We start from the raw sequence: 21,551 nt of genomic DNA on the forward strand, positions 1-21,551 counted from the left end.
CCATGCAATATTCTATACAAGAGTTTCTTAACGAAGGAGCTTATAAATTACAACAAATTGGGGTTAGTAATCCAAAATTAGAAGCACGAATTTTATTGCAGCATACTATCAATAAATCATATGAATATCTGCTTGCTAATCCTGAAAAACAACTAAACCAGCTAGAAATGGAAACTTTCGAAAAAGCATTAGAAAGAAGACTAAAGCACGAGCCGATAGCCTATATTTTAGGGAACAAAGAATTCTACTCACGTGAGTTTATCGTTAATAAGCACGTATTAATTCCAAGAAACGATACGGAAATTTTGGTGGATGCTGTTATAGGTTTATTCAAACCGTCATTGCGAGCGAATGAAATGAGCGTGGCAATCTCAGGCAAAATTCCTGAGATTGCTTCGTCGACGCCTATAGCGTCTTCTCGCAATGACAATTTTCATATACTCGAACTCGGTACGGGTAGCGGTTGCATCTCTATCAGCTTATTACTCGAACTACCGAATAGTCAAATAACCGCAACTGATATAAGTGCTGATGCGATAGAGGTTACAAAAAGTAATGCCATAAAGCATGATGTAACGGACCGTTTGCAAATTATTCATAGCGATTGGTTTGAGAATATTGGAAAACAAAAATTTGATCTTATAGTTAGCAACCCGCCATATATATCTATAAACGAAAAGCCTGAAATGGCAATTGAGACAATAAATTATGAGCCATCTATTGCTTTATTTGCCGAAGAAGAGGGCTTGCTGAGCTATAAAATCATAGCAGAGAATGCTAAAAAATTTCTAAAGCAAAATGGTAAAATTATATTAGAAATAGGATATAAACAAGCAGATCAAGTTAGCCAAATCTTTTTAGATCATGGTTATGTTATTGATAATATCCATCAAGATTTGCAATCTCATAATAGAGTAATAGAAATATCTTTAATTCAGCTAAATCGCTCATATGCAAGACGCATCGGGAAGAGCCTGTCAGGAATACAACAAAATTTATTAGATAACGAACTGCCAAAATATTTATTTTCAAAAGAAAAGCTTATTAGTGAAAAACGTCAAATTTTTCTCGAGATTGGCTTTGGCATGGGCGAGCATTTCATCAATCAAGCTAAGATGAATCCAGATAAGCTTTTTATCGGCGTGGAGGTATATCTAAACGGTGTTGCGAATGTTTTAAAACTTGCAGAAGAGCAGAATATTACAAACTTCTTATTATTTCCCAATAATTTAGATTTTATATTACATGATTTACCAAATAATAGCTTAAACGGAATTTATATTTTATTTCCTGATCCTTGGATAAAAAATAGGCAGAAAAAGAAACGTATTTTAAATAAAGAACGCTTAACGATTCTACAGACTAAGCTGAAAAATAAAGGTAGCTTGATCTTTACTTCTGATATTGAAAATTATTTTGAGGAAGTAGTAGAATTAATTAAACAAAATAGTAATTTCCAAATTACTAATGAGGATAATTATTCAAAACCACACGATAATTATATAATAACCAAATACCACCAAAAAGCTATTAATGAAAGCAGAACACCCCAATTTTTAAAGGCTATATTTTCAAATATTATTTCTATAAATAGTAAAAAATACTAATAAAATTAGTATTTTTTATTATTTTCTGGATGCCGTGGTCAAGCCACGGCATGACATCGAGGGCGTTTTCCGATCTACGCAACAATGCCGCCACGGGGTGACAAGGGAAAAACTGATCTATGCAAGAACGCATAGACAAATTTTTATGAACGGCTTTGTAGGCTTTGCACTAAAGCATCAAAACCTTGGTCTTTTAAAGTCGAAGTAAAATCTTGTTGTTGAGCACCAATAAGACTTACACCTTCTGTAATAACGTCGGAAACTTTGAATTTTCCATTTTCCATTTTACGCACTAAATATTCTACTTTAATATCCTGTCCTTTATTATTAATATTCATGCTAACCATAGAATCTTTTGGGCTTAAAACACGCACTCCTGTTACTTGAGGCTTTTCACCTTTGTAATCTTTTATTAGATCAGTATAAGCTTTAGTAACATATTTAGAATAAACTTCTGTAAACTTTGCGATTTGTTCCTTAGATAAAGTTTGTACCCCGTTACGTCCTAATGTATACCTAGCCATCCAATCAAAATCTAGATTATTGTGCATTAGTTCACGTGCTTTGGTAACTTTTGCATCTTGGGATAGGTTAGGATTATTTAAGGTAGTAGAAGCTTCATTTACTAAGTTAGTAACATAATCATTTAAACCTGCGGGGGCATTATCGTCTGCATAAGAAGAAAATGTAAAAATCAATAAAAATAAGCTAGTAATAATTTTTTGCATAAGAACCTCTTTTAATTAGAATTTACGTTTTTAGGTTTAGGGCATTTAAAGTTTTTAGGATATTGAACAGATGCTTCACGAGCTTGGTGTAATGCCGATCTGATAGTAGCATAAGGGTCTAACGAATTCTTCATAACATAATCACTAAATGATAATACATTATATCTATCATTTATTTTACTCACTGCTAAAACACTTAATTCAAAATCTTTATGGGTATAATACATTAAAGGATTAAGTGCATAATTAGTAAATATTGGATCAGTCATATCCCTTGCATTAGTACTACCTATTATCGGTAACACCAAATAAGGACCTGGACCTACTCCATAATGTGCAAGAGTATTACCAAAAGTTTGACGATCTGATGGTAGCCCTACTTTACTAGCCACATCAAATAACCCACCAACGCCAAGCGTAGTGTTAATAATAAACCGCCATACGCTTTTCATAGTCTTATCATAATTTAGCTGAAGCCCATAATTTACAGCAGTAAGTGGCATATCAATATTACCAACAAAACTATTAACCCTTGCTTTCATATAATCATTTGTAAGGTTTTTATACCCAACAGCTAAAGGACGCAAGATATAATCTAATACTGAGTTAAACGCAAAAATTTTACGGTTAAATTTTTCGTATGGATCGTAAACTTCTCGGCAACCATTAATATTACTGCTACCATTATAGTTATATATGTCATCATCTACATATTCAAGATCAGCTTTTGCAAATAATGAACATAGGATAATCGAAAGTATAATTAGTATTCTCATGATTTATTTTCAGTTTTCTTACAAATAATAATACCGTATTTATTATTTTCCGCTAGTATTATTTCTTCAGAAGTTAATATAACGAAATTATTTTTTTGTAAAATATTATTTATTTCATTTAAATTAAAAATAAATTCTTTACGTTTTATTGAAAAATGCGTATCCGAATTAGTAGGTAAACAAAAAGAAAAATACCCATCTTTGTTAAGCGATGAATATATTGCATTGAAATATGTAGAAAGATCTCTAGTAAAAGTTAATCCACAAAAGCTTAAAATAATATCAAATTTATTTGAATTTTGTTTCAGAAACTCACTTATGGAAACATTATATATCTGATCATAAATTTTAAGGTTAGCATAATATTCTTCTTGAATATCATTCATTAAATTAGAAATTTCTACAGCTGTTAAAGTAAAGCTTTCTGGAAAACGCTTTTCTAATTCGTATCCGACAAGTCCTATATTACTACCAAGCTCTAAGATAGAATAATCATCTGGCAGGTCAGTTATTTGCTTCAAGCTCTCATTCACAAATCTATAAGGCAAATGAATATTTTTATCATTGTTAAAAATACTTGGATAATTTTTTGCAGTTAAGTCCCTGTATTTTCCCCAAATTTCCACAGGTATTTCGGTAGCATTTTTATAATTTTTCAAAAAATTTACAAAAATTGTTTTATATTTTTCATTTGATTTTTCTAAATATTTTATGGCTTTTGGATAGTCATTTTTTAAAAAATAAGTCCAACCTAATTGGTAATATACTCTAGAATTATTAGGACTAAAAAAGTTATCGACTAATTTAAATCTAAGTAATGCATCGTTTAAATTACCTCTATATAAATGTTCAAGTCCAAGCTCATAATTGGTTTCACTTAAATGATTCATTTTATATTTACAATCATTTAAATATTTTTTAAATTCTAGAATTTTGTTTTTAATAAAATTTGGTATATTTATTATCGTTAAGCAAAAATGTTTGATTTTATCCTTTATTTTACTAAGCATAGCTATTTTTAAATTAAATATTATCTAATATAATAAAGCATATCTTTATAAATTTTAAAATAAAATAATACTCTTATGCTTAGTTTTACTTGTAAATCAGTGAAATTTGTAGTAATGTGTACATGAAACATGTACAATATAGGTATTTTATGAAATCAATTAGTAGTTCTTCATTTAGAAAGAATCTAAGCACTGTCTTTGATACGGTGGAACGTGACCATATCCCTTATCTCGTAAAAAGAAGAAACCATACAAATCTTATTATTATAACAGAAGAAGAGTATGAATCTACAAAAGAAACATTATATTTATTATCTAATCCAGCTAATGCTGAATGGCTGCAAGAATCCATTGAACAAGCAAAAAGAAAGGAGTTCGTTGAAGTTAATTTAGATGACTAAAATTATATGGACATTAAATGCAACAAAGGACTTAGAATATTGGAAAAAATATGACATTAAAAAATATAAACGGATTAAACTCTTAGTAAAAAATATTCAGGAAACACCATTTAGTGGTATAGGTAAGCCAGAGCCTTTAAAATACTCAATGACTAATTTATGGTCTCGAAGAATTACTCATGAACATAGATTAGTATACTCTATTGATGATATAGAAATTATAATATACTCTTGTAGATTTCATTATAAAAAGTAAAAATTTTTCAAGTATCAGCTTGTGAATATGCTGCTAATAAATCAAGAGTTGGGTAGACGAAGTTTTATTGGGAAAAGAGGAATCGATCTTGAAGCTGATAACCGCAGCGTATTTTTAACATACGTGAGGATTATCAGCAAAAGATAACGCCGCCAATTTTTCAAATAAAACGAGTATACAATTTAAAACTTACTATATTATCATTTTCATCAATACGGACTAATATTATGTCAATTATTTCTACGCGATTAAATGCTATAAAACCGTCCCCTACTCTTGCAGTTGTTAGGAAAACGCTTGAGCTTAAAAGAGCGGGCATTGATATTATTGCACTTGGGGCAGGTGAGCCTGATTTTGATACGCCTGATAATATCAAAGAAGCGGCGATCAAAGCTATTAAAGATGGGTTTACTAAATATACAAACGTTGAGGGGATACCAGCTTTAAAAGAAGCAATACAAGCTAAATTTAAACGAGAAAATAATATAGATTATGATCTTGATGAAATAATAGTTAGCACCGGCGGCAAGCAAGTTATATATAATTTATTTATGGCATCTTTAAATAAAGACGATGAGGTTATTATTCCTGCTCCTTATTGGGTGTCCTATCCAGATATGGTTTTACTTGCTGAAGGTACTCCGGTTTTTGCAAATTGTGGTATTGAAAGTAACTTTAAACTAAGCGGTGAGGCTTTAGAGCAGTTAATTACACCTAAAACTAAATGGCTTATTATTAATTCGCCTAGTAATCCAACAGGTGCAAGCTATAGCCATTCAGAGTTAGAAAATATTGCTGAAATTCTAAGAAAGCATCCGCATGTAAACGTCATGTCTGATGATATTTATGAGCATATTACTTTTGATGGTTTTAAATTTTATACTTTAGCAGAAATAGCACCTGATTTAAAAGATCGGATATTTACTGTTAATGGCGTATCAAAAGCATATTCTATGACAGGTTGGCGTATAGGTTATGGTGCAGGTTCGAAAGCTTTAATCAAAGCTATGACTATTATTCAGTCACAAAGTACTTCAAACCCGTGTTCAATAAGCCAAGCAGCAGCCGTTGAGGCATTAAATGGCGTGCAAGGCTATATTGCACAAAATGCTTTAAATTTTGAGAAAAAACGTGATCTTGCTTTATCGATTTTACAAAGAGTGAAATATTTTGAATGCTATAAACCTGAGGGGGCTTTTTACTTATTTATTAAATGTGATAAGATTTTTGGAGCTAAAACTAAATCAGGAAAAGTAATTAATAATAGTAATGATTTCGGTGAATATTTACTTGAAGAAGCAAAAGTCGCTGTAGTCCCTGGTATTGCTTTTGGCTTAGAGGGATATTTCAGGATTTCCTATGCTACTTCTATGGAAGAGCTGGAAGAGGCTTGTTTGCGGATTGAGCAGGCTTGTAATTCTATAGCGTCATTGCGAGGAGATGTGTAACATCGACGCGGCAATCTTATCGAACTTCCTGAGATTGCTTCGTCAAATTACTTTGTAATTTTCCTCGCAATGACGTTACAACTACTAAACTAATAAAAAAACTAATGCGTAAAGCTTTTAAAAAATTTTTAAAACGTAATAAATTTGTCCTTAGTTTAATTACTATTTTACTATATTGGTATTTGCGGTTTGTTTATTTTACTTCAAAGCAAAAATTTATATTTTATGATAATGGCAATAAGGAAAAGTTTTTAAATGAGCAAGGCGTAATTTTTGCATTTTGGCATAATATGCTTGCATTAAGTCCTGCTATGTTTAAAGGAATGCCAGATATCTACGCATTAATATCTCCCCATTTAGACGGTAAGATTTTAAATGATTTAGTCGATAAATTTGGCTGCAAAGTTATAGTCGGTTCTAGCAATAAAAATCCACTTGGAGCATTACGGAGTATTATCGAAAAGCTTTCTCAAGGTGCAAATGTAATAATTACGCCTGATGGTCCTAAAGGTCCTGTATATAAAGTAAATAGCGGAATTACTGAAATTGCTTATAAATACAATAAAAAATTAATTCCGGTAGTTAGTACTACTTCTAGATGTTTTAGATTAAAAAGCTGGGATAAGTTGATAATCCCTTTGCCATTTGGTACGATTAAAGTAATAATAGGGTCACCTTTAGAGCTGACCGACAATAAAGTACAAAATCATATGAATCTTGAAAAATATTTAGTTAATTTAACTGAGAACTTAATAAAATGATGCGTTTATATTACTTTTTAAGTTTTTTGTTATTACCTATTTATTTTGTTATAATTTTCATTCGCTTATTAATAGGCAAAGAAGACATAAAGCGTGTTAAGGAGCGTTTTGCGATTGGTAAACACAGGCAAGATAATGGATTTTTAATTTGGATTCATGCGGCTAGCGTCGGCGAATCTATGATTGCTTTAAATTTAGTTGATAATATAAGCAAACATTTTCCTGAAGTCCGTTTTTTAGTCACTTCTTGGACACAATCTTCTGCTAAAATATTAAGCACTAAATTACCTAAAATAGCTACTCACCAATTGCTTCCGATAGATAATATTATTTTTACCAAAATTTTTCTAAATAATTGGAAGCCTGATTTAGGTATTTTCATAGAATCGGAATTATGGCCAGGTACTATTAATGAAGCAGCAAAGCAGTGTAAATTATTGCTTGTGAATGCCCGCATGTCTGATAAATCCTTTAAATCTTGGAAGAAAAGAAAAGGCTTTTTTCAGCTCATTGTTAAAAATTTTAGCGAAGTTATTGTGCAAAGTGAGCGTGATTTACAGAAATTTAATGAGCTTAGAATATCAAACACAACTAATTTAGGAAATATCAAATTTGCTAATGAAAAGCTTCCAGTTAATCAAGAAGAGCTTGTAAAGCTAAGTGAACATCTAAAAAATAAGCAAATTATCGTATTTGCTAGCACCCATCCGGAAGATGAGGAGATCATTTTACCTATTATAAAAAACTTAAAAAAACAAGTTACAGATTGTTATATTATCTTAATCCCAAGACATCCCGAGCGAGTTAAATCAATTCTTGATAACTGTATAGCACAAGATTTATCAGCTAATGCCAAATCACAAAATGACTTACCGATTTTAACCGATGATCTTTATATAGTTGATAGATTCGGTGAAATGGGTTTATTTTTCTCTATAGCATCAATTTCATTTATTGGCGGCTCTTTCAAACAAGGCGGACATAATATTTTAGAAGCGGCACATTTCTCTAATTGTATTATCTTTGGTCCTGATATGAGTAAAAACACTGATATTGCTAAAGGCGTGTTGCAAAGTAAAGCAGCTATTCAAATTAAAAGCGGTGAAGAGTTATTAAATATGCTGGAATATTTGCTTGATCCTAATAATTCTAGAGAATTAAAAAACTATCAAGAAAATTCACTAAAATTTGTTGAAGAAAACCAGAAAATACTTGATAAATATCTTCAAATAATTACAAAATTTTTCCCATAAAATATAACAAAAGTAGAATTTCTAAAAATAATATTTGACTTTTGATTGTAAAATGATTAAATAGCTTTACTTGAATTACAAGTAATTTATTATTTTAAAGGAGAGCATTTTATGAATAGTGATGAAATGTGGGAACAAGGAAAAATTATTCATGCTGAAGCATACAGACAACAAGAATATGAAAAACAAAGAAGAAATGGCGGCAATTCTTCTAGTAATGATGGAGAACTACTTGGGACATTAATAGTAATTGGATGTTATGCAGCATATCAAGGAGGAAAGATAGCAGGTAAAACGGTAATAAATGCTCGTAAATTACATAAAGGAGAAGTAGAAATTGTAAATACCGATAACCAAGGTAATATTATAGAAAAAGCTCCTGAATATGGTCCTATACTTACTGAGTCTCAAGAAAGCCCTACATTTTCCAAAAGAGAAAAAGTAAAAGAATGGATTGGAAAAGGAATTAAAAAGAGTCGATCAGCTAGCGAGCTATTGACAAGTGCTTATAAATTAACTACTAGCACAACAGAAGAAGTTGTGACAGATGCAGGAGATAAAACCAAAGTTATTATTAAACCTAATACTAGTAATACTGTTAATACTGAAGACCATAAGATTAGACCTCTTATTAATAAACAAAATAAATATTATGGCGAAATACAAGAAGATACTATAAATACTATGCTGAAATATAGATTTAATGGTAAAAAAATTGTTGAGGTAACAAAATATAAATCATTTACTATTCCGAGTACCATACTACCAGGGGAAAAATTTGAGCTAAATTGTCCTAATGGTGAAAAAATACGTGCAGATGATACTGCTTATCTTCAAGTTAACTAGCTTATCTTCAAGTTAACTATGATATAAGCGGTAAATTAGTAAAATTAGCTATACCTAACCAACCTGTAGTTTGTCATAATCCTAGTTATCCTGCACTAATTGCTTATCATAATGAATTATATGTTCTACCGGTAAATAGTGGGCATTATAATTATTTAACGCGTGAAGTTTACGAAAATGGCGGAGTATTAGAAATAGGTAATGCCGATCCTAGCTATCATATAGAAGCTATCTCATAATAATATTAGCTATTTATTTAAAATCTGAATATAAAAGCTTTTCGTCTTTTATATTCAATATTTCTAACCGAATAGCGGATTATTTAATAATATAACTAACTTAGTATGAAAATAATAGCCGGCAGTAATAATAAGCTACTTGCAACTCGTTTAGCTATAACATTAAATATCAAATATATTGAACCTAAAATCACTTATTTTAGTGACTCAGAAATAAAATTAGAAATTCAAGAACCGCTACATAATGAAGATATCATCATAGTACAATCCACTTCAAAACCTGTTAATGATCGTTTAATTGAGCTATTTTTACTTATAGATACTGCAAAAAAAGCAGGAGCAAATAAAATAATTTTAGTAATGCCTTATTTTGGTTATGCAAGGCAGGATAAAGCATCAAATCAAGCTGCTATGCCAGCACAATTAATAGCTAATTTTCTAGAAAAATTAGGAGTAACTCACTTAATTACCATCGATTTGCATTCTGATAAAATAGAAAAACTTTTCAACATCCCTATTTCTAACGTCAAACCTATCAACTTATATTTACCATTTTTACAAAATTATAAAAATTGTATTATAGTTGCCCCTGATAAAGGAAGCACAAATAAGGTAGAAACCATTGGAAACTTGTTAAACATAGATTTAGCCTATATAACCAAAGAAAGAGATATTAATAATAGCTGCAATATGGTAGAAATAACAGGGAATGTTGAGGGCAAAAATTGTATATTAATTGATGATATTATAGATAGCGGTGAAACTATTTATAAAGCTGCTAATTTTTTAAAGCAGCATGGAGCTTTATCGGTAAATGCTTTTATTACGCATGCTGTACTTTCAAAAAATTATGATATCGCATTATTGGATCGTATTTTTGTTACTGATACTATAGAAACAGATGACTTATCTTCTAAATTTCATATAATACCTATATTGCCTATCTTAGTAAAAGAGTTAAAAAATATAATATGAGTTTATGCACTCTTGAAATAAATTTGTCAGCTATAAAAGCTAATTATCATTTATTAAAAAATATTTGTGAAAATGCTCTGGTCGGGGCGGCAGTTAAAGCCAACTCTTATGGACTCGGTGCAATAGAAATTTCTAAAACCTTACTAGAAGAAAATTGCCGATATTTTTTTGTTGCCTCAAGTAATGAGGGAATTAGTTTGCGTAAAGCTATAGGCAATGAAGTAAATATTCTTATTCTTAATGGCGTATTTGAACATGATGCTTTAGAACTTATAGAATATAATTTAATGCCTGTTTTAAATAACTTAAACCAAATCAAGATTTGGCAAAAATTTAGTAGTCTAAAAAATCAATTACTATCTTGCTACCTGCATTTTAATACTGGTATTAATCGCCTTGGGCTAAACCATAATGAGATAGAACAGCTAATTAATAATCGTGATTTATTAAAGGGTTTGAATGTGGAACATATCATAAGCCACTTATCAGCTTCTGAGGATAGCGATAACCCTTATAATTTAGAACAACTAAACAAATTTAAAGCTTATTTGGAATATTTCCCAAATGCTAAAGCAAGTCTTGCTAACTCCGGCGGTATATTTTTAGGGAAAGATTATCATTTTAATTTAGTAAGACCTGGTGCTGCTTTATATGGTTTAAATCCTTTAGGCAGTAACAAACCGAATCCGATGCAAAACCCTGTAACCTTAAAAGCACCTATAATTCACTTACAAAATTTGACATATGGGAGTCGTATCGGCTATAATATGACTTTTACAACCAAGCGTGATAGCTTAATTGCAACTCTGCCTTTTGGCTATGCTGATGGGTTTAGTCGTAATTTTAGTAATCAAGGTACCGTATTTATTAATAGTCGTAACGTCCCAATAATAGGACGAATATCAATGGATTTAGTCAATATTGATGTTACCGATCTACCACCTTCAGATATTTTTCTAGGACAAGAAGTAGAAATTATTGGAAATAATTGCACTCCTGATAAAATAGCAGATATTATAGGTACTATAGGATATGAGATATTAACTAGCCTTGGTAATAGATATAAAAGAATTTATACTTGATAATGTTATAACCTTATTGTCATCTAGTTGCTTGTCCATGGCATGACTACCTTAGGGTGCTTTTCGATCTATGCGGACAATGCCACAGGATGACAGCAAAATAACCTTAATAATTTAAAATATAAAAAGAATAATACAGATGTTATTAAATATAGCTAATTCTATTGGTAAACGTACCATAAGACTAGCACAAAGTATCGGCAAATTTTCTATATTTAGCTTAGCTGCCATTACTAGCATTATAAGACCACCTTTATATTTTAGTTTAATTATCAAACAATTATTATTTATCGGCTTTTATTCTTTACCTGTTGTCGCCATGACTACCTTTTTCTCAGGGGCAGTATTGGCATTACAGAGTTATACAGGATTTTCTCGCTTTTCTGCTGAAAGTTCTATCACAACTGTAGTGGTGCTATCCTTAACTAGGGAACTCGGACCAGTGCTTGCGGGGTTAATGGTAGCAGGAAGAGTAGGAGCATCAATTGCAGCGGAAATAGGTACTATGAGAGTTACAGAACAAGTAGATGCTTTATATACCTTATCTACTGATTCTATTAAATATCTCGTTTTTCCAAGAGTAATTGCAGCTATTATTACTATGCCTTGTCTAGTTCTAATCGGCGATGTAATCGGGGTTATGGGAGGTTACTTAGTTGGCGTATATAAGCTTGACTTTAACAGTAGCACTTATTTGACTAGCACTTTTCAATATTTAGAGCCAATAGATGTAATATCTGGTCTTGTTAAAGCTGGCGTTTTCGGCTTTATTATTTCTATAATAAGCTGCTATAGTGGTTATTATTCAGGTAAAGGAGCTAAAGGTGTTGGACGAGCTACTACTTCTGCGGTAGTAAATTCTTCCATTTTAATCCTAATTAGTAACTACTTAATAACCGAATTATTTTTTAAAGTATAAAAAAGATATGAGTGTAGAAGAAATAAAAATTAAAATTCGGTCATTATATAAATCTTTCAATAGTCATAAAGTATTAGATGGAATAGATTTAGATGTAAAAAAAGGTAGTTCTTTAGTCATTTTAGGCGGTTCAGGTAGCGGTAAGTCAGTCCTAATTAAAAATATAGTAGGGTTAATTAAACCTGATCAAGGTCAAATCTTTATTGATGGTGCAGAAATTCAAAATATCTCAAGCAAAAAAAGATTTGAGATTATGAAAGATATCGGATTTTTATTCCAAGGCGGAGCTCTTTTTGATTCTTTAAATGTACGTGATAATATTACTTTTGATACTAACAAATTATCTAAAAAAGAGAAGAACGATCTTGCAGGAGCAAAACTTGACTCAGTAGGTTTATCCCCTAGAATTCTTGACCTATATCCATCAGAATTATCAGGAGGTATGCAAAAAAGAGTAGCACTTGCACGAGCAATTTGTAGCACTCCATCGATTTTATTTCTTGATGAGCCAACAACTGGGCTTGATCCTATAATGGCTAATGTTATTAATGAGCTGATTATAAAAATCCAAGAGGAGTTAGGGGCAACTACAATCACTATAACTCATGATATGATTAGTGCCGAAAAAATAGCTAAAGAAATAGCTATGATTTATCAAGGAAAAATTAAGTGGTATGGTAGTAAAGATGAAATGCGTAATAGTAATAATCCTTACTTAAAGCAGTTCATAAATGGCTTAACTACCGGTCCTATTGAGGTATAATATGTTTAAAAATTTATTATTTATACTAACGATTTTAAGTATAAGTTTTAATGTTTATGCCATAAATAATAGAGCTTATACGACATCAGATATAGTAAAAATAGCGATCGTTCTTGGAATTGTTGCTTTAATTTTTAGCCCTGCAAAATTTCGTATTATAGTTATTGGTACGGCTCTAGGTCTAACTCTTGCATATTATACCTATAAATATATAGTACCTATCTTTATTTCTTCATTAAACGGTCCTTGAAAAATAAGACGAATTTAATCTATTTTATACCCAACTAACGCTTGTTTAAAAACTTCTATATCTATCTGCCAATCGTTGGTATCTAGGCTAGAGGGTAGAATCATTTGAGGTTTAATAGGAAAATAAGCTAACCTAAATCCCCATTTAATTCCCCCAATAATTTTTACAGTTTTATTTTGATTATCTATTTTCACTGCATAAGTATGGGCAGTCCAATAAGTTAAAGGCTTAGAAAAAATTGTATAAGACCATAAAGGAGCATCGTAGAAATCTTGCTCCAAAGTATAAAAAGGATGTAATTCTACATTAGTATCTATAAATTTTTGTAATTTTTTATCTGAAGAATCAGTGCGAACAATCTGAAGCCAAGCATTATGCTCTTGCTTAAGCTTAATATGAATAATAGGGAAAGATGAGTTTAAACAATTTCTTGGAGCATTCGGGATATAGGAAATGTTAAAATCTCTTTCTATAGAATTAAGCTCAAGATTTTTATAATTACTTTTGTATAAACAGTTTCCTATGTTTTCCGCTATTTCATTATTTATCCTGGGACTTTGCCACTGTAAAGCAAAAATAAATAAGAATATACTAATGAAACCGATTAATTTAAGAATATTTTTAGGTTTCAACACAATTTTTGACCGTTAGGTACTTTAGGCTCAATTGTAACTAAACATATATCATTATTAGAATCAGGAAATCCTACTAATAAAAACTGAGACAAGAAGCCGGCTATATTCTTTTCTCCTAAATTTACACAGCCGACTATGGATTTGCCTATTAATTCTTGAGAGGTATAATGTTTTGTTATTTGTGCGGATGTTTGCAAAGTTCCAATTTCTGCACCAAAATCTGCCCAAACTTTAAATGCCGGCTTTTTGGCTCTTGGAAACTCTTCTACTTTGGTAATTGTCCCTGAACGTAACTCAACATTCTCAAATTCTTTGTAGGTTATCATTACTGTTTTTCTTTAGTAATTTCATCATATTTTTTGAGCTTTGTAAGGACACGCTCTAAATTATCTAACCTAATCATGCATGGACCATCACTTGGAGCATTATCCGGATCCTGATGTACTTCCATATAAAGACCAGCAACACCTACTGCAACTGCAGCTTTTGCAAGTAATTCTACATATTTACGCTCTCCTCCAGTGCTTCCTCCAAGCCCACCAGGTTGCTGCACGGAGTGAGTAGCATCAAAAATTACAGGAGTATTTAGCTCAGCCATTATTGCAAAACCACGCATATCTGATACTAAATTATTATAACCAAAACATGTACCACGTTCAGTTAACAATATATCTTTTGCTCCAAATGATTCTAACTTCTTGTGTACATTTTTCATATCCCAAGGAGCTAGAAACTGCCCTTTCTTAACATTTACTATTTTTCCGGTTGCAGCTGCAGCCTGAAGTAAATCTGTTTGTCTGCACAAAAACGCTGGGATTTGTAACATGTCAACTATTTTAGCTACCTCAGCACATTGATTTTCACTATGAACATCAGTAACTATAGGGCAGTTAAATGCTCTTTTTACTTCTGCTAAAACTTCCAATCCTTTATCAATTCCAAGACCTCTAGCACCGTTTATAGAAGTTCTATTAGCTTTATCAAAAGAAGACTTATATATAAATGGAATATTAAGTTTAGTAGTTAATTTAACAAGCTCTTCTGCCATAAACAAAGCGTGATCTAGCCCCTCAATTTGACAAGGTCCTGCAATCAGAGTAAAAGGTAGATCATTGCCTATTTTTAAATCTTTTAACTTTATTATTTTTTGCATAATTTTTTATTACAATTTATTTAGCTATAGGCAGACTATTATCTACTTGATTTTCTTCAATTTCATTGATTTTAGATACTAAATCTGGTTTCTTCTGAGAAGAAAGATTAGCAAGTATTATTGCATTTATTAAAAATAATGACGCAAGTATTACAGTGCTTTTAGTAAGAAAATTATTTGCTGTCTTAGCACTTATTACTCCCATATTTCCCCCACCGCTTATACTGCTAATTCCATCTGAACCACTACGTTGCATTAGAATAACTATAATTAATAATATTGCGATAGTAATATGTACAAAAAGAAGTATGTCTAACATAATATAAAATAACCATTAGTATTGTTTTAAGGAATTATATAATAATTTTATCTTATTTGCAATGTAGCTTTAAGTAATAGATCAAATGAACAAAAAATGTACTATTCATTGATATTATTTAAATCATTATTTATAACTGATTTGATTAATTTATTATACTTTTCTTTTATTGCAACTAAATTATAGTCACCATTATAGTCACCATCATAGTACCCCTCTATGCTAATAATTTTTTGTATATAGAAATTTAATTGTTCCACTTCTGATGAAGCAACATTACTAAAATAAGATTTAATTTTTTTTATTTGATTGATAAGCATAGGAATATCATCAGGTTTTATTACAAACAATCCTATAAATAACACTATTAATGTTTGTGTTAGTGACATATTTAAATTAATTTTTTATGCTTATATTTTGGATTTAAAGTATTTTCTCCATTTATTTTTAACATATACTCGTGATAATCCTGATAATTTCCTTCAAACCAAGTGGCATTGCCTTTTATATCATATGCAATAATGTGAGTAGCTATCCTATCTAAAAACCATCTGTCATGACTAATTACTAATACACAACCTGCAAAATCTAAAATTGCATCTTCAAGAGCTCTTAACGTATCAATATCTAAGTCATTAGATGGTTCATCTAATAATATAACATTTGCTCCTTCTTTTAATAACTTCGCTAAATGCACCCTATTACGCTCTCCTCCAGAAAGTTGCCCAACTTTTTTTTGCTGATCACCTCCCCTAAAGTTAAAAGCTGCACAATACGCTCTACTTTTAACTATTCTGCTACCAAGCTGTAATTCATCTAATCCTTCTGCAATTTCTTCCCAAACAGTTTTATTACCATCTAAATGATCACGCGATTGGTCAACATATCCTAATTTTACTGTTGAACCAATTTTAATAGAGCCTTTATCAGGTTTTACTTTACCTGTAATAATATTAAATAATGTAGTTTTCCCTGCACCATTTGGTCCAATTATCCCTACAATCGCTCCACGTGGAACTTTAAAACTAAAATCCGATAAGAGCGTTTTATCATTGTATTTTTTGGCTATATGTTCTGCTTCAATAACTAAATCACCAAGACGTGGACCATTAGGTACAATTATTTGAGTAGGATCACTTTTTTGTTCCTGCTGTTTGTTTAACAACTCTTGATATGCTGTAATACGAGCTTTGCTTTTTGATTGTCTAGCCTTTGGAGCTTGACGAATCCATTCTAATTCACGATTTAATTGTTTTTTTCGCTCATCTTCTTCTTTACTTTCTAGAGCCAATTTTTCTTGTTTTTGTTCCAACCACGAACTATAATTAGACTTCCACGGTACACAATGACCTCTATCTATTTCTAATATCCATTCTGTAACATTATCTAAAAAATAGCGATCATGTGTAATAACTATTACAGTACCTTTATATTTTTTAAGATAGTTCTCAAGCCAAGAAACTGATTCTGTATCTAAATGATTTGTCGGCTCATCAAGTAATAACATATCAGGTTTTTCTAAAAGAAGTTTACACAAAGCAACTCTTCTTTTTTCTCCACCAGAAATTTCATTAATATTTGCCTCTTTTGATGGGCAACGCAATGCTAGCATTGCAATTTCTATTTCTCGCTCTAAATCCCACGCATCACAATTATCTATTTTTTCTTGTAATTCTGCCTGCTTATCAAAAAGTTGATTCATTTCTTCATCAGTGATTTCAGTAGCCAGCTTATTACTTATTTCATTAAATTCATCGATAAGCTTTTTTTTCTCATGCAGGCCTTCCATAATATTATCAAATACATTTTTATTTGGATTAAGATATGGTTCTTGAGGTAAATAGCCTACTTTTATATTTAGTGCTGCCATTGCTTTACCATCAAATTCCTTATCTATACCTGCCATAATTTTTAATAAAGTAGATTTACCTACTCCATTTGGTCCTATTATTCCAATTTTAGCACTTGGTAAAAAAGATAAATTTGTTTCTTTTAAAATTTTCTTACCGTTTATAGTTTTACTTAAACCATTTATTTCATAAATATATTGAGATGACATAAATTATTTATTTCCTTGTATTAACTTAACTCTAACAAAATTTTATCTAATTCTTTTAAATCCTTATAATGGAATATTAACTTTCCTCCTAAAGAATAATTTTCTATTGTCACTTTTATATTAAATTTTTCTGACAAAATTTTTACTAATGCTTGTAAATCATTATCTTCTGTTTTTTCTTTAAAAAGCTGTTTTCCTATTCTATTATTATCAGGATACTTCGTATATTCATTTTGAGACCATTGCCTTACTAACTCTTCTGTTTGACGCACATTCAAATCATTGTCTATAACATAATTTGCTATTACTTCTGCATGCTCATGATTTATTAAGCATCTAGCATGTCCCATACTAAGTATATTTTCATCTAATTTATTTTGAATAGATTGTGGTAAATTATTGAGCCTTAGTAAATTAGCTATATGACTACGGCTTTTACCAAGTCTTTCTGCTAATTTTTCTGCTGTATAATTAAAATTTTCTACTAAATATTTAAAGCCACGAGCTTCTTCCATGACTGTTAAATCCGATCTTTGTATATTCTCAATTAATGCTATTTCCATACTCTCTTTAGCATCTAAATTTTTTATAATTACCGGTATCTCAGAAATCTTTGCTAATTTACATGCACGCCAGCGTCTTTCACCTGCTATAATTTGAAAACTATTATCAATAATAATAGGCTGAAGTAAACCATTATTTAATATAGAATCTGATAATTCTTTTATTTTATCATATTCAAAATGTTTTCTAGGCTGATTTTCATTTGGTTTTATTCTATCAATATTTATAATTTGTACTATTTCTAAACTTTCTTTTTCTGTAGATATAACCTCTTCACCTAATAATGAAGACAAGCCTCTACCTAACCCTTTATTTTTCATTATATCTTCCCAAAATTTCTTTTGTAAGTTCCATATACGCCACTGCTCCTGCACATTTATAATCATATATAATAGCAGGTTTTCCATATGAAGGAGCTTCAGATAATTTAATGTTTCTAGGAATTACAGTTTTAAACACTAATTCTCCTAAACAACTTCTTACATCTTCTTCTACTTGCTCAGTTAAACGATTACGCCTATCATACATTGTAAATAATATACCTGCAATCTTTATCTTAGGGTTTAATCTTTTTTCTACAATTTCAACTGCCTTTAGCAAATGACTTAACCCTTCCAAAGAATAAAAATCACATTGCATTGGAATTAATACCTCATCGCCTGCAACTAAAGCATTTATTGTTAATAAATTTAACGAAGGTGGGCAGTCAATAATTATATAATCATATAATACTTTTATTTCTTCTAATAACTTCATTAAAATATATTCTCGTTCTTCTAATTTTACTAAATCTAGTTCAGCAGCAGATAAATTAGTATTTGAGGTTATTATTTCTAAATTTGGAATATTAGTAGAGATTATTGTATCTTTTAATTTGATTATATTTGTTAATGCTTGATATATAGTATTTTTTCGTTGTTGTTGACTAACGCCAAAACCAGTACTACTATTACCTTGAGGGTCAAGATCTATTACTAAAACTTTTTTATCCATAGCTGCAAGAGCAGTAGCTAAATTTACAGTGGTAGTAGTTTTAGCTACCCCTCCTTTTTGATTAACTACGGAAATTACTTTTACAGTCATATTATTTTTGTTAAGCCGCTAATTTCTAAAATTTTACTTTCTTTTGAAGTTATACTTTGGTTTATTAAACACTTAAATAACCATTTTTTTCTAGCTTCTTTTATTTCAGATAAATAGCTTTTTCCTTTTGGAAGCAAAAATTTATTTTGCACAGAGATATTTTTTGTGCAATCAAATATTGTATTTAAATTAGAAAAAGCTCTACAGGTTAATATATTACAACTTATTTCTGTTTTTTCAATTCTTTGATTAATTATTTGTATATTATTATTTGATATTTTTGCTGCTTTCTCTAAAAAGATGCACTTACGTAAATCAGCTTCTATTAAACTTGTCTTTGCTACTCCAGCGATAGACAATATTATACCTGGAAAACCTGCTCCACTTCCTATATCAACTAAATGTATTTCTTTATCGTTAATATACTGCATTAATTGCAAGGAATCTAATATATGACGTTTCCAAAAATTTTGCGTACTATTTTCTGATATAAGGTTAATAGCTTTATTCCACTTTTGTACTAATTCTTGAAAAATTTGTAATTTTTCAATTACTTCATGTGGAACTTCTATCATTATATTTAGTTTTTAAATAAATTATAATAGCAGTAATTGCAGCAGGAGTAACACCGGAAATTTGTCGTGCCGCAGCAATAGTAATAGGGTTATGATAAGAAAGCTTTTCCTGTATTTCTAATGATATACTTGGTATTGTAAAATAGTCAATATTTTTAGGAATTGGATAAGCTTCCTCGCTTTGGAATAAATTAATGTCAGCATGTTGCCTGGCTAAATACGAAGCATATTTAGCTTCAATATAAAGTAGTTGTAAAATATTATTATCTATATCTTTAAGTACAGGAAAAATTTTAATAGCTTGTTCAACATCAAAATTAGGTATTTTAAATAAATCTAACACTGTTTTATGTGTACCATCCTGTGCAACTTGTATCCCCATTTTAGCGAGTTTACTAGTAGTTAAAGATAAAGTATTTAATAATGATTTTGTACTTTCTATATTTTTACATTTTATTGTAAATATTTCTTTACGCTTTTCAGATATAACACCAATACTTATTCCCATCTCTGTCAAACGTAAATCAGCATTATCTGCTCTTATAGATAATCTATATTCTGAACGTGAAGTAAACATCCGATATGGCTCTAACGTTCCAAACGACGTTAAATCATCTATCATTACTCCAATATAACTATTTGCTCTTGTTAGTACAAAAGGCTGTTGATTTTTTACTGCTAAAGCGGCATTAATACCTGCTACTATACCTTGTCCTGCAGCTTCTTCATATCCTGTAGTACCATTAATTTGACCTGCAAAATACAAACCTGTTATTTTTTTTGTTTCCAGTGTACTACTTATTTCACGTGGATCAATGTAATCATACTCTATAGCATAACCTGGACGTAAAATTATTGCATTCTCTAAGCCTGGGATAGTTTTTATTAATCGATGTTGTACTTCTTCAGGTAAAGAAGTAGAAATTCCGTTTGGATAAATTGTATGGTCATCTAATCCTTCAGGCTCTAAAAAAATATGATGCTCTGATTTTGTACTAAATCTAACTATTTTATCTTCTATGGAAGGACAATAACGTGGACCTATTCCCTCTATTTGACCAGAATACATTGCGGATTTATCAAGATTTGCTCGGATAATATTATGCGTTTCTGGAGTAGTTTTTGTTACAAAGCAATTTATTTGGGGTACATTTACATTATCAGTCAATTCTGAGAAAGGTCTAGGCACTTCATCTCCAGGTTGTGATTCTACTTTACTGTAATCAATAGTACGCCCATCAATTCTTGGAGGGGTTCCTGTTTTTAATCGAGAGAGTTTAAAACCTATTCTTCTTAAGGTATTTGATAATCCATAAGATGGTTCTTCATCTACTCTACCAGCAGGGATTTTTTTTGATCCAATATGAATTAGCCCTGATAAAAATGTACCTGTAGTTAATATAATTTTTTGACACGGTATTTTACTACCATTATTTAAGATGACTGCTTTTATTTCTGAAGATTTAATTTCAATATCTTCTACTTTTGCATATAGTATTTCTAAATTTGGGTAGTTTGTTAGTATTTGATACATTGCTTTTTTATAAAGCTTTCTATCAGCTTGTGCCCTAGGCCCCCAAACTGCTGGTCCTCTAGTTTCATTAAGCATTTTATAATGTATACCAGCTTGGTCTATAACATATCCCATTAATCCATCAAGTGCATCAATTTCCTTAACTAATGTACCTTTTGCAATTCCACCAATTGCAGGATTACAGGACATTTCTCCCAAATTTTCGGGTTTTGGCGTAATTAATAGAGTAGAAACTCCAAGACGTGCAGAGGCAGCAGCAGCTTCAACACCAGCATGCCCACCTCCTATCACTATTACGTCATATTTTTGCATTAA

25 protein-coding genes are annotated in these 21,551 nt (G+C 30.6%); 12 read left to right on the forward strand and 13 right to left on the reverse strand.

Annotated features, from left to right (window positions below; translation table 11 throughout):
* The first annotated feature begins 2 nt into the window (after positions 1-2).
* A complete protein-coding gene (gene trmB, locus AAGD49_RS06980; RefSeq protein ID WP_341788507.1) occupies positions 3-1,607 on the forward strand; it encodes a bifunctional peptide chain release factor N(5)-glutamine methyltransferase PrmC/tRNA (guanosine(46)-N7)-methyltransferase TrmB in 1,605 nt (534 codons plus the stop codon).
* Between the two features lie 143 nt (positions 1,608-1,750).
* On the opposite strand, the gene AAGD49_RS06985 is transcribed toward trmB, so the two are convergent.
* From AAGD49_RS06985 to AAGD49_RS06995, 3 genes are read right to left on the reverse strand one after another with little or no spacing between them, the layout of a single operon-like run.
* Positions 1,751-2,335 carry a phospholipid-binding protein MlaC gene (locus AAGD49_RS06985; RefSeq protein ID WP_341788508.1) on the reverse strand — a complete coding sequence of 195 codons (585 nt, stop codon included), beginning with the start codon at positions 2,333-2,335 and terminating at the stop codon, positions 1,751-1,753.
* An 11-nt stretch (positions 2,336-2,346) separates the two neighbouring features.
* Entirely contained in the window at positions 2,347-3,111 is a 765-nt protein-coding gene (locus AAGD49_RS06990) for a VacJ family lipoprotein (RefSeq protein WP_341788509.1), read from the reverse strand.
* A complete protein-coding gene (locus AAGD49_RS06995) occupies positions 3,108-4,121 on the reverse strand; it encodes a methyltransferase domain-containing protein (protein WP_341788510.1) in 1,014 nt (337 codons plus the stop codon). The genes AAGD49_RS06990 and AAGD49_RS06995 overlap by 4 nt, the downstream gene beginning before the upstream one ends.
* Before the next feature lie 122 nt (positions 4,122-4,243).
* On the opposite strand from AAGD49_RS06995, the gene AAGD49_RS07000 reads away from it, so the two are divergent.
* The 11 genes from AAGD49_RS07000 (at position 4,244) to AAGD49_RS07050 (ending at position 13,314) form a co-directional block, all read left to right on the forward strand.
* Positions 4,244-4,522 carry a type II toxin-antitoxin system Phd/YefM family antitoxin gene (locus tag AAGD49_RS07000; protein WP_341788511.1) on the forward strand — a complete coding sequence of 93 codons (279 nt, stop codon included), beginning with the start codon at positions 4,244-4,246 and terminating at the stop codon, positions 4,520-4,522.
* Positions 4,515-4,778 (forward strand): Txe/YoeB family addiction module toxin, encoded by a 264-nt coding sequence (locus tag AAGD49_RS07005; protein ID WP_341788512.1) that lies wholly within the window; start codon positions 4,515-4,517, stop codon positions 4,776-4,778. Before AAGD49_RS07000 ends, AAGD49_RS07005 begins: the two co-directional genes overlap by 8 nt.
* A 227-nt stretch (positions 4,779-5,005) precedes the next feature.
* Positions 5,006-6,226 (forward strand): pyridoxal phosphate-dependent aminotransferase, encoded by a 1,221-nt coding sequence (locus tag AAGD49_RS07010; protein WP_341788513.1) that lies wholly within the window; start codon positions 5,006-5,008, stop codon positions 6,224-6,226.
* A gap of 104 nt (positions 6,227-6,330) precedes the next feature.
* Entirely contained in the window at positions 6,331-6,987 is a 657-nt protein-coding gene (locus AAGD49_RS07015; RefSeq protein ID WP_341788514.1) for a lysophospholipid acyltransferase family protein, read from the forward strand.
* Complete coding sequence (waaA, locus tag AAGD49_RS07020) at positions 6,984-8,240, forward strand: lipid IV(A) 3-deoxy-D-manno-octulosonic acid transferase (RefSeq protein WP_341788515.1); 1,257 nt, start codon at positions 6,984-6,986, stop codon at positions 8,238-8,240. Before AAGD49_RS07015 ends, waaA begins: the two co-directional genes overlap by 4 nt.
* A 111-nt stretch (positions 8,241-8,351) precedes the next feature.
* The gene (locus AAGD49_RS07025; RefSeq protein ID WP_341788516.1) at positions 8,352-9,086 is read left to right on the forward strand and encodes a hypothetical protein; all 735 of its coding nucleotides are present in this window, start codon (positions 8,352-8,354) and stop codon (positions 9,084-9,086) included.
* Between the two features lie 344 nt (positions 9,087-9,430).
* Positions 9,431-10,300: a ribose-phosphate pyrophosphokinase gene (locus AAGD49_RS07030; RefSeq protein WP_341788517.1), complete on the forward strand. Its 870-nt coding sequence runs from the start codon at positions 9,431-9,433 to the stop codon at positions 10,298-10,300.
* On the forward strand, positions 10,297-11,382 hold the full coding sequence (locus tag AAGD49_RS07035; RefSeq protein ID WP_341788518.1) for an alanine racemase: 1,086 nt from the start codon (positions 10,297-10,299) through the stop codon (positions 11,380-11,382). Before AAGD49_RS07030 ends, AAGD49_RS07035 begins: the two co-directional genes overlap by 4 nt.
* A 139-nt stretch (positions 11,383-11,521) precedes the next feature.
* Positions 11,522-12,301, forward strand: a complete 780-nt coding sequence (locus AAGD49_RS07040) for an ABC transporter permease (protein WP_341788519.1) — start codon at positions 11,522-11,524, stop codon at positions 12,299-12,301.
* 7 nt (positions 12,302-12,308) lie between these two features.
* Positions 12,309-13,064, forward strand: coding sequence for an ABC transporter ATP-binding protein (locus AAGD49_RS07045; RefSeq protein ID WP_341788520.1), 756 nt, complete (start codon positions 12,309-12,311; stop codon positions 13,062-13,064).
* Between the two features lies 1 nt (position 13,065).
* The gene (locus tag AAGD49_RS07050) at positions 13,066-13,314 is read left to right on the forward strand and encodes a DUF5510 family protein (protein WP_011477992.1); all 249 of its coding nucleotides are present in this window, start codon (positions 13,066-13,068) and stop codon (positions 13,312-13,314) included.
* Positions 13,315-13,328: 14 nt separating this feature from the next.
* Here the strand turns inward: AAGD49_RS07050 and AAGD49_RS07055 are convergent, their stop codons facing one another.
* The 10 genes from AAGD49_RS07055 to mnmG all read right to left on the reverse strand — a co-directional run bounded on the left by AAGD49_RS07055 (position 13,329) and on the right by mnmG (position 21,548).
* Positions 13,329-13,949, reverse strand: coding sequence for a hypothetical protein (locus tag AAGD49_RS07055; protein ID WP_341788521.1), 621 nt, complete (start codon positions 13,947-13,949; stop codon positions 13,329-13,331).
* Entirely contained in the window at positions 13,943-14,275 is a 333-nt protein-coding gene (locus tag AAGD49_RS07060) for a tRNA-binding protein (RefSeq protein ID WP_341788522.1), read from the reverse strand. The genes AAGD49_RS07055 and AAGD49_RS07060 overlap by 7 nt, the downstream gene beginning before the upstream one ends.
* Positions 14,275-15,102, reverse strand: a complete 828-nt coding sequence (gene kdsA, locus AAGD49_RS07065) for a 3-deoxy-8-phosphooctulonate synthase (protein ID WP_341788523.1) — start codon at positions 15,100-15,102, stop codon at positions 14,275-14,277. The genes AAGD49_RS07060 and kdsA overlap by 1 nt, the downstream gene beginning before the upstream one ends.
* A 16-nt stretch (positions 15,103-15,118) precedes the next feature.
* Entirely contained in the window at positions 15,119-15,421 is a 303-nt protein-coding gene (gene secG / locus AAGD49_RS07070; protein WP_011477996.1) for a preprotein translocase subunit SecG, read from the reverse strand.
* A 101-nt stretch (positions 15,422-15,522) separates the two neighbouring features.
* Entirely contained in the window at positions 15,523-15,810 is a 288-nt protein-coding gene (locus AAGD49_RS07075; protein ID WP_341788524.1) for a DUF2672 domain-containing protein, read from the reverse strand.
* A 2-nt stretch (positions 15,811-15,812) separates the two neighbouring features.
* The gene (gene ettA / locus AAGD49_RS07080) at positions 15,813-17,480 is read right to left on the reverse strand and encodes an energy-dependent translational throttle protein EttA (RefSeq protein WP_341788525.1); all 1,668 of its coding nucleotides are present in this window, start codon (positions 17,478-17,480) and stop codon (positions 15,813-15,815) included.
* Positions 17,481-17,500: 20 nt separating this feature from the next.
* Positions 17,501-18,367: a ParB/RepB/Spo0J family partition protein gene (locus AAGD49_RS07085; protein ID WP_341789244.1), complete on the reverse strand. Its 867-nt coding sequence runs from the start codon at positions 18,365-18,367 to the stop codon at positions 17,501-17,503.
* Positions 18,354-19,127: a ParA family protein gene (locus tag AAGD49_RS07090; protein WP_341788526.1), complete on the reverse strand. Its 774-nt coding sequence runs from the start codon at positions 19,125-19,127 to the stop codon at positions 18,354-18,356. The genes AAGD49_RS07085 and AAGD49_RS07090 overlap by 14 nt, the downstream gene beginning before the upstream one ends.
* Positions 19,124-19,702, reverse strand: a complete 579-nt coding sequence (gene rsmG / locus AAGD49_RS07095; protein ID WP_341788527.1) for a 16S rRNA (guanine(527)-N(7))-methyltransferase RsmG — start codon at positions 19,700-19,702, stop codon at positions 19,124-19,126. Before rsmG ends, AAGD49_RS07090 begins: the two co-directional genes overlap by 4 nt.
* Entirely contained in the window at positions 19,683-21,548 is a 1,866-nt protein-coding gene (mnmG, locus tag AAGD49_RS07100) for a tRNA uridine-5-carboxymethylaminomethyl(34) synthesis enzyme MnmG (protein ID WP_341788528.1), read from the reverse strand. The genes rsmG and mnmG overlap by 20 nt, the downstream gene beginning before the upstream one ends.
* Positions 21,549-21,551 lie beyond the last annotated feature (3 nt).

The organism is Rickettsia endosymbiont of Lasioglossum villosulum, from assembly GCF_964026455.1.
In the GTDB taxonomy this organism is placed as follows: Bacteria; Pseudomonadota; Alphaproteobacteria; order Rickettsiales; family Rickettsiaceae; genus Rickettsia.